The organism is Mesorhizobium australafricanum, from assembly GCF_033977265.1.
Lineage (GTDB): Bacteria > Pseudomonadota > Alphaproteobacteria > Rhizobiales > Rhizobiaceae > Mesorhizobium > Mesorhizobium australafricanum.
This window is the reverse complement of sequence record NZ_JAVIIT010000011.1, coordinates 108,188-120,851: the sequence shown is the minus strand read 5'-3', so window position 1 is coordinate 120,851 and position 12,664 is coordinate 108,188. Positions and strand designations below refer to the sequence as shown.

Genomic DNA, 12,664 nt, shown 5'->3' with positions numbered 1-12,664 from the left:
ATCATCTGCCCTACTACCGCCAAATCCAGATGATGGCCGCCAAGGGCGTCGATATCGAGCGATCCACGCTGGCGCGCAGCGCCGGCTATGCCGCCGCCTTGCTCGATCCGATCTACAATCGCCTTCGTGAAATCGGCCGTACCCGCACCAAGCTCCACACCGACGACACGCGGCTTCCGATCTTGGCGCCCGGCACCGGCACGACGCACAAGGGCGCGCTCTGGGTTTACGTCGCCGACGACCGCAATTCAGGTTCGCAGGAGCCGCCGATCGCCTGGTATCGCGCCACCATGGGCCGCGCCGGCGAGAGCGTGATGAGCGAGCTCGCCGGATTTGCCGGCACGCTGCAGGCCGACGGGTTCACCGGCTACAATCAGCTCTACAGGGGCGGCGCCATTCGAGAAGCCGCCTGCCTGGCCCATCTGCGTCGCAAGATATTCGACGTTCACGACAGCCAGCCGACCGAGCTCAGCACGACGGCCATGGCCGGTATCCAGGCGATCTACCGGATCGAGGAAGAGATACGGGGGCTTCCGCCGGCCGAACGATTGGCCGCACGACGAGGGCGAACCCGACCACTGGTGCGGGCTCTGCGACGACAGCTCATGCGCCAGGCCAACGGTTTGTCGCGCCATGCCGATATCGCCAAGGCTTTCGCCTATGGCACCAAGCGATGGCGCGCGTTCAACCGGTTCCTCTACGATGGCCAGCTCGAGCCCGACAACCTGATCGCGGAGCGGGCGATTCGTGGATTTACGGTCGGCCGGCGCAATTGGCTTTTCTCGGGCAGCTTCGCCGCGGCAGAGCGGTCCGCGGTCGTGCTCAGCATCATCGAGACCTGCAAGCTCTGCGGCGTCGATGCCGAAGCCTACATGGCCGATGTCATCGAGCGGATCCAGAGCGACTGGCCAGCCTCGCGCTGGGACGAGCTGATGCCCTGGAACTGGGTGCGCCGCCAAGAGATGCCGCTCCCCTTGGCGGCATGAGCGCGCTCGATGACATGGCGCTGTCGGACGAGGCGCTCGAGGCCTGGATGGCCGCCAAGACCAACCCCCGCCCGCTGGTGCGCACCATGTCGGCGCTGGATGGCTTCGTAACGGCGGCGGTCACCGGGCCGCGGTTCGCGGATCCGCAAGACTGGATGTGCCCGCTCATGGGATTGCCGCGCGACGTCCTGGCCAAAGGCTCTGCAACCGATCACGCCGTGTTCGCCAGCCTCGCCAGGATCCACAACCGGATCAGCGAGACGCTGTTCGACAGACCGCAGGATTATGCGCCCCGCTTCACCACCAAGCCCAGCGGCGGCATCGACCCGCGGCCGTGGTGCCAAGGGTTCTACGCGGCCATGACTCTCAACATCAAACGCTGGAAACGGCTCCTCGACCTCAAGAACCCCAACCATGGCCTGCTGCTGCCCATCCTGATCTACTGCGTCGACAAAAAGGGGCGGCCCGTCCTCGGCAAACCCAGGCCGGGACCGGAGACCGCGCACTTCATCGAGCACGAGGCATACAAAGACATCACCCTTGTCATCCCCGCCCTTCGCGAACTCCACTACGTCACCCGCTATGATAACCCGCAATGATCGCCGCCGGCGCGCCGACTAACGGCTGACCGCCATACACGCATCAGGCGACTTCGGGAAAGGTGCCTTGGTGCACCGCTTACCTCGCAAGTCGCGACGGTGCCGGATCAAACGAAGAAAAATTCCTCCACGCGCTGCTTGGCCTTGCGCAGCACCGGCAAGATATCGCGCTCCATCGCCTCAACCGAGAAACGCGCCGACTGCGTCGAGACGTTGATGGCCGCGACGGTGCGGCCGGCGCGGTCGACGATCGGCACCGCGATCGAGCGCAGGCCGAGCTCGAGCTCCTCGTCGACGATGGCAAAGCCATCCGCCTTCGCCTTGTCGATGGCCTTGCCGAGCGCGGCGCGGCCGGTGATCGTCTTCGGCGTCCGCCGCGCGATGGTCACTTGCGTCAGGAAGGTCTTCAATTCATCCGCCGCCAGGCCGGAAAGCAGCACCCGCCCCATCGACGTGCAATAGGCCGGCAGCCTCGTGCCGACATCGAGCGCCACGCTGAGGATGCGCCGCCCGGGAATGCGCGCGACATAGACGACGTCCTCGCCCGACAGCACCGCCGCATTGCAGGCTTCGTCGAATTTCCCCGCAACCTCGCGCATGATGGGCGCCGCGAAGGTCCAGAGCGATGCTCCACCGAGCCAGGTTCGCGCGACGGTCAAAAGACGCGGCGAGAGCGAAAACAGCCGGCCGGATTGCGTCGCGTAGCCAGTGGCAACCAATGTCAGCAGAAAGCGGCGGGCGCCCGCGCGGGTGAGATCCGCCTCCTCGGCCATCTCGGTCAGCGTCATGCCACCCGGATGGCGCGCGAGGATTTCCATCACCGCCAGGCCACGTTCCAGCGAGCCGACATGATCGCGTGAAGTAGCTTCCTCTACCACGGACGTCTCCAGGCCGGCGTTGACTCTACGCAAAGATTGGAGCTAGAAGTATCTCATATAAAACATATGTTCGCAATACGAACTTCTTCAATCGACGGAGCCTTGAGATGGTCAAGTTCCTGCCCCTCAAAGAAGCGGTCACGGAAAATCTGCATGATGGCGATACGGTCGCTTTCGAGGGCTTCACCCATCTGATCCCGACCGCCGCGGCGCATGAGGCGATCCGCCAGGGCTTTCGCGATCTGACGCTCATCCGCATGACGCCCGACCTGATCTACGACCAGATGATCGGCATGGGCATGGCGAGGAAGATCGTTTTCTCCTATGTCGGCAATCCAGGCGTCGGCCTGCTCAGGCGTGCCCGAGACGCCATCGAGAACGGCTTTCCCCGCACCATCGAGGTCGAGGAACACAGCCACGCCGGCATGGCCAATGCCTATGAAGCGGGCGCCGCCGGCCTGCCCTGCGCGGTATTCCGCGGCTATCGCGGCGCCGGTCTGGCTGAAGTCAATCCGAACATCAAATCCGTCACCTGCCCGTTCACCGGCGAGGTTCTGGCTGCTGTCCCGGCGATAAGGCCGGACGTCACGTTCATCCATGCGCAGAGGGCGGACCGGAAAGGCAACGTGCTGGTCGAAGGCATCATCGGCATCCAGAAGGAGGCCGTGCTGGCGGCAAAGCGCGCCGTAGTGACGGTCGAGGAAGTGGTCGACAATTTCGACGACCTCCACCCCAACCTCACCGTGCTGCCGAACTGGACGATCGCGGCGATTTCGGTCGTGCCGGGCGGCTCGCACCCCTCCTACGCGCATGGCTATTACGAGCGCGACAACGCCACCTATCTCGAATGGGACGAGATCGCCGCCGACCGCGACCGCTTTCAGGCGTGGATGCGGAAGAACGTCATCGAGAGCAGCGCGGACGACTTTGCTGGCCGCGTCGAGCATCTGAGGAAAGCCGCATGAGCGACGCTGACAATCTGGGGTTCACCCCCAACGAGATGATGACGATTGCCGCCAGCCGCGCCTTGAAAAGCGACGATGTCTGCTTCGTCGGCATCGGCGCGCCGTCGGCCGCCTGCAACGTCGCGCGGCTGACGCATGCGCCAGACATCACGCTGATCTATGAGAGCGGCACCATCGGCACGGCCCCGAACGTGTTGCCGCTGTCGATCGGCGACGGCGAATTGTGCGAGACGGCGGTCACCACCGTCGCGGTGCCGGAGATGTTCCGCTACTGGCTGCAGGGCGGCCGCATCTCGATCGGCTTCCTGGGTGCCGCCCAACTCGACAAGTTCGGCAATATCAACACCACCGTCATCGGCGACTATGCGCATCCCAAGACCCGCCTCCCCGGCGGTGGCGGCGCGCCGGAGATCGCCACCTCGTCGAGACAGGTCTACATCACCATGGCGCAGTCGAAGCGCGGCATGGTCGAGAAGATCGACTTCTTCACCTCCTTCGGCCATGGCGACGGCGGCGATCACCGCAAGCGGCTCGGCATCGACACGGCCGGCCCGACGCTTCTCATCACCGACCTCGCCATCTGGAAGCCGGACCCGGTCACCAAGGAATTCACCGTGGTGTCGCTGCATCCCGGCGTCTCGCGCGAGCAAGTGCAGGAGACTTGTGGCTGGGTCGTAAAATTCGCTGAGGCCCTTGACGAGACGTCGGCGCCGACGGAACTCGAGCTGAACACATTGCGCGACCTGCAGGCCCGCACCAAGGCGGCGCATGCTGGAACCGCCAAAGGGAAAGCTGCATAAATGGCTGAAGCCTTCATCTGCGATTACATCCGCACACCGATCGGCCGCTTTGGCGGTTCGTTATCCTCCGTGCGCGCCGACGATCTTGGCGCCATCCCGTTGCGAGCGCTCGTGGAGCGCAGCAAGAGCGTCGACTGGGCCGCCGTGGACGACGTCGTCTATGGCTGCGCCAACCAGGCGGGCGAGGACAACCGCAACGTGGCGCGCATGGCGCTTCTGCTTGCCGGCCTCCCGCAGGACATTCCGGGTTCGACGGTAAACCGCCTGTGCGGCTCGGGCATGGACGCCGTCACCATCGCCGCGCGCGCCATCAAGGCCGGCGAGGCCGAGCTGATGATTGCCGGAGGCGTCGAATCGATGAGCCGCGCGCCCTTCGTCATGCCGAAGGCCGACACCGCCTTCTCACGCAATGCCGAGATTTACGACACCACCATCGGCTGGCGTTTCATCAACCCGCTGATGAAGAAGCAGTATGGCGTCGATTCCATGCCGGAGACCGGCGAGAACGTCGCCGAGGATTTTTCCGTCTCCCGCGCCGACCAGGATGCCTTCGCCGTGCGCAGCCAGGACAAGGCGGTTAAGGCGCAAGCCAATGGCCGGCTGGCGAAAGAGATCACGCCGGTGACGATCCCTCAGAGAAAGGGCGAAGCCACCGTCGTCACGAAGGACGAGCACCCCCGCGCCGGCACGACCATCGAAGCGCTGGCCAAGCTGCCGACGCCATTCCGCCAGGGTGGCACGGTAACCGCCGGCAACGCCTCCGGCGTCAACGACGGCGCGGCCGCGCTCATTATCGCTTCGGAAGCAGGGGCGAAGAAGCATGGCCTGACGCCGATCGCCCGCATCCTCGGTGGTGCAACCGCCGGCGTCGCGCCGCGCATCATGGGCATCGGCCCGGCGCCGGCCACGAAGAAGCTTTGCGCCCGTCTTGGCCTGACGCCGGATCAATTCGACGTGGTCGAACTCAATGAAGCCTTCGCCTCGCAAGGCATCGCGGTGCTGCGCCAGCTCGGCATCGCCGAGGACGCCGCGCACGTCAATCCAAACGGCGGCGCGATTGCGCTTGGCCACCCGCTCGGCATGTCGGGCGCGCGCATCACCGGCACGGCAGCGCTTGAGCTGCGCGAACGCGGCGGCAAGCTGGCTTTGGCCACCATGTGCATCGGCGTCGGCCAAGGGATTGCGATCGCGCTGGAGCGAGTGTAGGCGCTACGGCCGATCGATAGGAAACAGAAGCAGCTTCGAGCACCTCATGCTCGCGGTCGCTCAGATCGTCCTATTAGGTCAGCGTCGTAGGCGCCGAAAAGTTAGTCTAGTTCTAACCGAAGCCGAAGAACAGCGCGAGCGAGGGCAAGACCTTCGCGTGCGCTGGCATCGATGAGTTCCTCTAGCCGGAAGCCAGAACGCAGATCAACCGCTTCGGCCAGCTTGGATCGAAACGGTCCTCGCGCAACAAAGTGACGCAACCCATACCCGCGCAATTGGCACAAGGCGAAGGCTCTGTTGGAATGCCGTCGCGCATCTTTGGTCCATTTATCGGGTGGATGATTGCTATTCCAACAATCAATTTTACCGTCCTAATAAAATCGTATTAGAGGATCCTGAATTGCAGCGCGTTGGGTATCCTCGTCGTGAAGTCGACTGAGGCTGCCGGAAAGAAGTCGGCGACGGCATGTGCGGGATTGTTGGTATCGTTGGGCAACAGCCCGTGTCGGAGCGGTTGGTCGACGCGTTGAAGCGTCTGGAATATCGCGGCTATGATTCCGCCGGCGTTGCGACGATCACCGGGGGTGCCTTGCAGCGTAGGCGCGCTGAGGGCAAGCTCGTCAATCTCGAGACGAGACTGAAGGCAGAGCCGCTGAACGGCACCATCGGCATCGCCCACACGCGCTGGGCAACCCACGGAGCGCCAACGGAAGGCAATGCGCACCCGCACTTTGCCGGCGGTGTGGCCGTCGTTCATAACGGCATCATCGAGAATTCTGCCGAGCTGAAGGAGGAATTGACAGCGGCGGGAGCCGAGTTCCAGACCGACACCGACACGGAGGTCGTCGCGCATCTTGTGGCAAGACACCGCCAGGAGGGCATGGGGCGGGGCGAAGCGATGCATGCCATGCTGAAACGCATCAAGGGCGCCTACGCGCTCGCCATCCTTTTTGAGGATGATCCGTCGAGCATCATCGCAGCGCGCAACGGACCACCGCTGGCAATCGGCCACGGCGACGGCGAGATGTTTCTGGCATCCGACGCGATCGCGCTTGCCCCCTTCACGAATGAAGTCACCTATCTCATCGACGGCGATTGGGCCGTAATCGGCAAGGGGGGTGCCGATATCTTCGATTTCGACGGCTACCCCGTAGAGCGTCCGCGTCAGACCTCCATGGCCGCAGCTTATCTGGCCAACAAGGGCAAACATCGCCACTTCATGGAGAAGGAAATCTACGAGCAGCCCGAGGCCATCGGCCATGTGATCGCCCATTATGTCAGCTTGATAGAGAATCGCGCCGATCCGGTTCCTGGCTTCGATTTTGCCAGCATTCCGAGCCTGGCGATCTCTGCCTGCGGCACCGCCTACCTCGCCGGACTGATCGGAAAATACTGGTTCGAGCGCTATGCTCGCCTGCCAGTCGAAATCGACGTTGCGTCCGAATTTCGCTACCGCGATATCCCGTTGTCGCCCCAGTCTGCTGCTCTTTTCATTTCGCAATCTGGCGAAACCGCCGATACGCTGGCCTCGCTTAGATACTGCAAGAAGCTTGGACTGAAAATCGGCGCCGTCGTCAATAGCGCCGAATCGAGCATCGCTCGGGAGGCCGACGCGGTCTTCCCAATCCTTGCCGGCCCGGAGATCGGCGTCGCCTCCACCAAAGCCTTCACCTGTCAGCTTGCGGTTCTTGCCGCACTTGCCATCAGCGCCGCCCGGACCCGCGGAACGGTAACCGAAAATGAGGTGCAGGCGCTGGTCCGAAACCTTGCTGGAATGCCGCGCATTATGGGCCAGGTTCTGAACAGCATCCAACCTAAGATAGAGCTTCTTGCGCGCGAATTATCCAAGTATCATGACGTCCTGTATCTTGGCCGTGGCACCAGTTTCCCTCTGGCGATGGAAGGTGCGCTGAAGCTCAAGGAGATCTCCTACATCCACGCCGAGGGCTATGCTGCGGGTGAATTGAAGCACGGTCCGATCGCATTGATAGACAAGAACATGCCGGTGATCGTCATCGCGCCGTTTGATCGCTTTTTCAACAAGACCGTCTCCAACATGGAGGAAGTCGCCGCCCGTGGAGGGCGGGTTATCCTCATCACCGATGAAAAAGGAGCAACCGCATCCAAGCTCGACACCATGCACACGATCGTGCTGCCAGCTGTCGACGAGATTATCGCGCCGATGATCTTCTCGCTGCCCATACAGCTTCTTGCCTATCACACAGCGGTCTTCATGGGCACAGATGTCGACCAGCCGCGCAACCTCGCAAAATCAGTCACCGTCGAATGATTGTGACGCGCTCATAGCTGGGGCCGTCCATCGGAAATGCATTCCAAGTGACAAAGCGCGTCGCACCGGCACTTGGATGTCGACGAGATGCAGATCAGGGTTCGCGGCCGATGGATATATCTTATTGCTCTATCGATTGGGGCGCGAGGGCGGGGTGGTGTGCCAGCAGAACTGCGAGGCTAGTCTCTTGCTGGAGTACGCGAATGTGGGCGTCCGCGCGCCGACTGATATCAAGATCACCTGAAACCGGTAAGTGGCGCCAACCCGTTTCCGAGTTCCGGTAACTAGACTGGGACGCCAAGGGGAAAACCGCCCTCAACGGGATGCACATGCGACATTTCGATTTGCCCGCGCTTTCCTAAACAGCTTTCACCAGGAGGAAGGAAGCTAGTCCTTGGCACGCCCCTACAGCAGCCCGGCTTGCTCGGCCTCGCGGCGCAGGTTCTGGCGCGGGCGCGGGCCGATCTGCTGGATCGCCAGGCCGGCGGCCAGCGAGCCGAGATCGCCGCACTCCTTGAGGCTGCGTCCGGTCGTGTAGCCATAAAGGAAGCCGGCGGCATAGAGGTCGCCGGCGCCGGTCGTGTCGACCAATTCCTCGATCGCCGTCGCCTGGATGGTAACGGTCTCGTCGCCGCGCACGATGACCGAGCCTTTCTCAGAACGGGTGACGGCGGCTATTCTGCAGTCCTTGCGGATGGCGGCCAACGCCTCCTCGAAGGAAGAGGTCTGGTAGAGAGACTTGATCTCGTGGCTGTTGGCAAAGACGATCTCGACGGTGCCCGAGCGCATCAGATCGAGGAACTCATGGCGGTAGCGGTCGACGCAGAAGGAATCCGACAGCGTCATCGACACCTCGCGCCCGGCCGCATGCGCCAGCCTCGCCGTCTGCCGGATCGCTTCCTTGGCGCGCGGCGGATCCCACAGATAACCTTCGAAATAGGTGACCTTGGCTCCGGCGGCCTTGTCGGCCTCGACGTCTTCCGGCCCGAGCTCGACGCAGGCGCCGAGATAGGTGTTCATCGAGCGCTCGCCGTCCGGCGTGACGAAGATCATCGAGCGCGCCGTCGGCGGTTCGCCCTGGAGCGGCCTGGTGTCGAAGGCCACGCCCTGGGCGTGGATGTCGTGCGTGTAGATTTCGCCCAGCGAATCGTTCGACACCTTGCCGAAGAAGGCGGTGCGGCCGCCGAAGCTTGCCACGCCCGCCGCCGTGTTGCCGGCGCTGCCGCCCGAAGCCTCGATCGCCGGCCCCATGCGGCTGTAGAGCAGTTCGGCGCGCCTGGTGTCGATGAGGTTCATCGCGCCTTTGATGATGCCGTTGGTTTCGAGAAAGGCCTCGTCGCACTGGGCGATGATGTCGACAATGGCATTGCCGATGCAAAGCACGTCATATTCCGGCATCGATATCTCCAACGACTGCGGGCCCACGCCGGCCGGGCGCGATCAGTTGGGATGGCTTTCCGCATGCCAATCTATTCGGCACGAGTCTCGCGGCGCTGCCAGCCTTGCATCGCGCCATAAGTGCCAGCCTCTCCCAGGTAGACTCAGGCTCTTCGCACCCGAAGTGCTCATAGGTCGCGGCTTTATGACCGGAAATAGATGCAACCGGCTTGACCTCGCTGACCTCAAACAGCCTTTGAGATCCCTACCATTTTTGGCGATTTGGTGTTGCAAAGCATCTGTGAATTTTCTGGAAGGATTTGTTACAATGCTCAACCGAAGCGCAACGCTGTGCCGGAAATGATCCGAGGTGGTAGCGGCCTGATGGTGCCGCGCGACGAGGCGGTACAAAGCGGCTATTTGACCGGGCTGCACTCCGCCGTCTGGCTGGTCTCAGTTGATTAATCGTGTCGGTGAAGCAGATAACAGGTGCCCACCTTGCCCCCGTTCCACAGGGCGCGCGGAGGCGCGAGAGGGATTGCTGGCTTGACGGTGCAGCGCCGGCAAAATCACGCGACTGCGCGACCATTTCCGGTCAATCTCGCCAATGCGGCAGCGCGATAGGAAAATCTGCTGCCGCTCAGGCGCAACAGTCCTTGTTACGCGGAGGTTTGTAGGGCGTCTGTGGGATGTTGTAGATGTGCATTCATCGATGCCTTTGTGGCCTCGACAGTCAGATGCGAGCGTAAGCCTCCACTCGTCTAATCCCTGGCCTCCACAGCATTTCCGACCTTGGGTTTACGCCAGCGACGTCGATCGAATGGGAACATAATGTAATCCCGCACAGTCAGCGGCTCGGGCTGGTTTCGCATGCCAACCTCCGGCCACTCATTCTTTTTTGGCCAGTATGCCGTTAGAAAAATCGTATCCCAGAGCGTTGTGAAAAATCCATAGTTTCGGTGCCGGTGATGCGGATCCATCGAGTGGTGGATGCGGTGGAATTTGTTGTCGCCAATGATGTATCGAAGCGGCCCAAGATTGATGCGGGTACTAGAGTGCGAAAGATGGGCCTGGAACGTAATCAGCGTCATGGCAACGATGGGCACCACGCCAGATTCAAAATGGATCAGAGCGAGTGGCAGTGCTACCAGCGCTGCGTAAACGAGTGGTTCGGAGATGTGATGATTGCAATTCCATGCCGTCAATTCGCGGATCGAGTGGTGCGTAGCGTGAAGGCGCCAGAGGAATGGAAAAGCATGCTGAGCGCGGTGCATCCAATAGTAAAAGAAATCGCCAGCAATCGCGACTAAAACCCCGGAAAGGACCGCCAATCCACTGCTGACGATTGCGTTGTCAGAGTGGAGCAACGTTGCGAAATTGATCGTTACCAGCGGCTTTACTCCTAGCCAGGCCAGACCAACAGCGAAGAAGTGCCAGATAAAGGCACCCAATCCGAGCCGAATAAGCCAATTCCGCACGCCTCGAGCGTATGAGGCAAGACTGTATCGATAGGCCGGAAAGGTGAACTCCAGCGCGGCGCAGATGGTGGCGAAGACCACCACCAGCTCGAGCGAGTTCACGAAGATCTGCGATATATGATTAAAATCGAGAATTTGCATTTGTTTGGTCCGGTGAATCGTTCAAGCTGCGCCAGCTTCAGGTCGGAACATCGAGGGAGTCTTTTTCGTCATCAGGGCGAATCCAATCGTTAGTAGATCTCCGGCGCGGCCCGATAAATTCGAGGTCGGCACCCGAATTTGTATCCGCGCAGAAAGTGCCAATTGCACATAGCGGTCATGCAATTTGCTTTCGTGCGCATTCAGCGGTGATTATTCCGTCGGTACGCGGGGCATCGCGGGAGCGGACTATGCGGAGTTCTCCTGGATTGGTAAAATCGATTGTTTGGATGAGACGTATCCGTTTGCTAAATGGTCGGAAAAGCCCTTGGGCGAGTTGGCTTACCCGAGGCGACAGAGTATGCGTCAGTGTTGCGGCGGCAACTTGCCACGGCAAAAGAGCGTTGCAAAAATCAAGCGTCACGAGCACCGCACGGCTGGGTATTTGGTTGACAGAGGCAGGTCAGATGCGGGCTGCGTCGTGACGCTCACAAATCAGCAGCTCGGCGCGCAGGGGTCGACGAGGGTCATCGCGACTTGCTAATGCATTGCTTTTCGGGGAAGTCCGCGTCGTGCGCGATGATTTCGACAATGGCATCGCCGATTTAAAGCAAGTTCACCATCAATGGCTTTCTTGGTTCGCCAAAGGACCCCGGCTTTCTTCCATGCCGACTGGCCGTAGTCTGGTCATAGCCTAGAAGGGTGTTGCGCGTCCTTTGGCGCCGGGTTTCAAGGTGCGGCGAGCCCTGCCTCGCGCCGCAAGTCGTCGGCTCTGTCAGTCCTCTCCCAGGTGAACTCGGGCTCTTCGCGACCGAAATGCCCATAGGTCGCAGTCTTGCGGTAAATCGGGCGTAAGAGATCAAGCATCTTGATAATGCCCTTCGGTTTGAGATCGAACAACTCAGGAATGAGCTGCTCGATCCTTCTTTCCTCAATCCTTGCTGTCCCAAAAGTGTTGACCATGACAGAAACCGGACTGGCCACGCCGATAGCGTAAGCAAGCTGCACCTCGCAGACGTCCGCGAGTCCGCTAGCCACTATATTTTTAGCGACATATCGGGCGGCATAGGCAGCCGAGCGGTCAACCTTGGATGGGTCCTTGCCTGAAAAGGCGCCACCGCCATGACGCCCCATTCCACCATAGGAATCGACGATGATCTTGCGTCCGGTGAGGCCGCAGTCGCCGCGGGGCCCGCCGACTACGAACCGCCCTGTTGGATTGACCAGAATTCTGATGTCTTTCGTTTCCAGGTCGGTCGGCAGGACTGGCTTTATTATTTCCTCAATGACCCCCTCGCGAATCGTCTCTTGCGAGACCTGCTCATTGTGTTGCGTCGACACGACGATGGTATCCAGGGCGACGGGACGCAAGCCCTCATAACGCACGGAGACTTGGGATTTCACGTCAGGGCGCAACCAGCTAAGATGACCTGCCTTGCGAACATCCGCCTGTCTTTTCGTCAAGCCGTGGGCGAGCTGGATCGGCAACGGCATCAGAGTATCGGTCTCGCGGCATGCATAGCCGAACATGAGGCCTTGATCTCCCGCTCCTTGTTCGAGATCTTGTCCCCGACCTTCGTCAACCCCTTGGCTAATGTCGGGTGACTGCTCGGTGAGGGCATGAATGACGGAGCAACGCCGGCCGTCAAAGCCAACTGCCTCATCGTCGTATCCAATATCAACAATCGTATCGCGGGCAACTTGGCCGTAGTCGACCGTCGCATCGCTGGTAATCTCGCCAGCCAGAACGACGGTTCCTGTCTTCACCAAGGCTTCACATGTCTTCACCAGGGCTTCACAAGCGACGCGCGCCTTCGGATCGAAGCGCAAGACTGCGTCGAGGATTGCGTCCGAGATGTTGTCGGCGAGCTTATCCGGGTGTCCCGCGCCAACCGATTCGGAAGAGAAAACGAACTGCCTAGCCATGAAATGCCTCGCTTCGGGTGT

11 protein-coding genes are annotated in these 12,664 nt (G+C 61.2%); 7 read left to right on the top strand and 4 right to left on the bottom strand.

Annotated elements, in window-relative coordinates; genetic code table 11:
- Window positions 1–5: 5 nt before the first annotated feature.
- Both tnpC and RFM98_RS21235 read left to right on the top strand, forming a co-directional pair.
- Window positions 6–986, top strand: coding sequence for an IS66 family transposase (gene tnpC / locus RFM98_RS21240; RefSeq protein ID WP_320310739.1), 981 nt, complete (start codon window positions 6–8; stop codon window positions 984–986).
- The gene (locus RFM98_RS21235) at window positions 983–1,585 is read left to right on the top strand and encodes a UPF0149 family protein (RefSeq protein WP_320310679.1); all 603 of its coding nucleotides are present in this window, start codon (window positions 983–985) and stop codon (window positions 1,583–1,585) included. Before tnpC ends, RFM98_RS21235 begins: the two co-directional genes overlap by 4 nt.
- Window positions 1,586–1,692: 107 nt before the next feature.
- Here RFM98_RS21235 and RFM98_RS21230 read toward each other — a convergent pair whose 3' ends face one another.
- Window positions 1,693–2,463, bottom strand: coding sequence for an IclR family transcriptional regulator domain-containing protein (locus tag RFM98_RS21230; protein ID WP_320310678.1), 771 nt, complete (start codon window positions 2,461–2,463; stop codon window positions 1,693–1,695).
- Window positions 2,464–2,570: 107 nt separating this feature from the next.
- Between RFM98_RS21230 and RFM98_RS21225 the strand changes: the two genes are divergently transcribed.
- From RFM98_RS21225 to glmS, 4 genes are all read left to right on the top strand, one after another.
- The gene (locus RFM98_RS21225; protein WP_320310677.1) at window positions 2,571–3,428 is read left to right on the top strand and encodes a CoA transferase subunit A; all 858 of its coding nucleotides are present in this window, start codon (window positions 2,571–2,573) and stop codon (window positions 3,426–3,428) included.
- Window positions 3,425–4,228: a CoA-transferase subunit beta gene (locus RFM98_RS21220; RefSeq protein ID WP_320310676.1), complete on the top strand. Its 804-nt coding sequence runs from the start codon at window positions 3,425–3,427 to the stop codon at window positions 4,226–4,228. The genes RFM98_RS21225 and RFM98_RS21220 overlap by 4 nt, the downstream gene beginning before the upstream one ends.
- Window positions 4,229–5,434: a 3-oxoadipyl-CoA thiolase gene (gene pcaF / locus RFM98_RS21215; RefSeq protein ID WP_320310675.1), complete on the top strand. Its 1,206-nt coding sequence runs from the start codon at window positions 4,229–4,231 to the stop codon at window positions 5,432–5,434.
- Window positions 5,435–5,900: 466 nt separating this feature from the next.
- The gene (gene glmS, locus RFM98_RS21210) at window positions 5,901–7,724 is read left to right on the top strand and encodes a glutamine--fructose-6-phosphate transaminase (isomerizing) (RefSeq protein ID WP_320310674.1); all 1,824 of its coding nucleotides are present in this window, start codon (window positions 5,901–5,903) and stop codon (window positions 7,722–7,724) included.
- Window positions 7,725–8,129: 405 nt separating this feature from the next.
- On the opposite strand, the gene RFM98_RS21205 is transcribed toward glmS, so the two are convergent.
- Window positions 8,130–9,122 (bottom strand): adenosine kinase, encoded by a 993-nt coding sequence (locus RFM98_RS21205; protein WP_320310673.1) that lies wholly within the window; start codon window positions 9,120–9,122, stop codon window positions 8,130–8,132.
- Window positions 9,123–9,386: 264 nt separating this feature from the next.
- Between RFM98_RS21205 and RFM98_RS21200 the strand changes: the two genes are divergently transcribed.
- Window positions 9,387–9,566 carry a hypothetical protein gene (locus RFM98_RS21200; RefSeq protein WP_320310672.1) on the top strand — a complete coding sequence of 60 codons (180 nt, stop codon included), beginning with the start codon at window positions 9,387–9,389 and terminating at the stop codon, window positions 9,564–9,566.
- 296 nt (window positions 9,567–9,862) lie between these two features.
- Here RFM98_RS21200 and RFM98_RS21195 read toward each other — a convergent pair whose 3' ends face one another.
- Both RFM98_RS21195 and metK read right to left on the bottom strand, forming a co-directional pair.
- Window positions 9,863–10,720 (bottom strand): sterol desaturase family protein, encoded by an 858-nt coding sequence (locus RFM98_RS21195; RefSeq protein ID WP_320310671.1) that lies wholly within the window; start codon window positions 10,718–10,720, stop codon window positions 9,863–9,865.
- Between the two features lie 726 nt (window positions 10,721–11,446).
- Window positions 11,447–12,643, bottom strand: a complete 1,197-nt coding sequence (gene metK / locus RFM98_RS21190) for a methionine adenosyltransferase (RefSeq protein ID WP_320310738.1) — start codon at window positions 12,641–12,643, stop codon at window positions 11,447–11,449.
- Between the last annotated feature and the right edge of the window lie 21 nt (window positions 12,644–12,664).

Excerpts from the sequence above, each read along its gene's own strand:
- RFM98_RS21235 (WP_320310679.1), top strand. The coding sequence starts at position 983 with ATGAGCGCGCTCGATGACATGGCGCTGTCGGACGAGGCGCTCGAGGCC.
- RFM98_RS21225 (WP_320310677.1), top strand. The coding sequence starts at position 2,571 with ATGGTCAAGTTCCTGCCCCTCAAAGAAGCGGTCACGGAAAATCTGCAT.
- RFM98_RS21220 (WP_320310676.1), top strand. The coding sequence starts at position 3,425 with ATGAGCGACGCTGACAATCTGGGGTTCACCCCCAACGAGATGATGACG.
- pcaF (WP_320310675.1), top strand. The coding sequence starts at position 4,229 with ATGGCTGAAGCCTTCATCTGCGATTACATCCGCACACCGATCGGCCGC.
- glmS (WP_320310674.1), top strand. The coding sequence starts at position 5,901 with ATGTGCGGGATTGTTGGTATCGTTGGGCAACAGCCCGTGTCGGAGCGG.
- RFM98_RS21205 (WP_320310673.1), bottom strand. The coding sequence starts at position 9,122 with ATGCCGGAATATGACGTGCTTTGCATCGGCAATGCCATTGTCGACATC.
- RFM98_RS21195 (WP_320310671.1), bottom strand. The coding sequence starts at position 10,720 with ATGCAAATTCTCGATTTTAATCATATATCGCAGATCTTCGTGAACTCG.
- metK (WP_320310738.1), bottom strand. The coding sequence starts at position 12,643 with ATGGCTAGGCAGTTCGTTTTCTCTTCCGAATCGGTTGGCGCGGGACAC.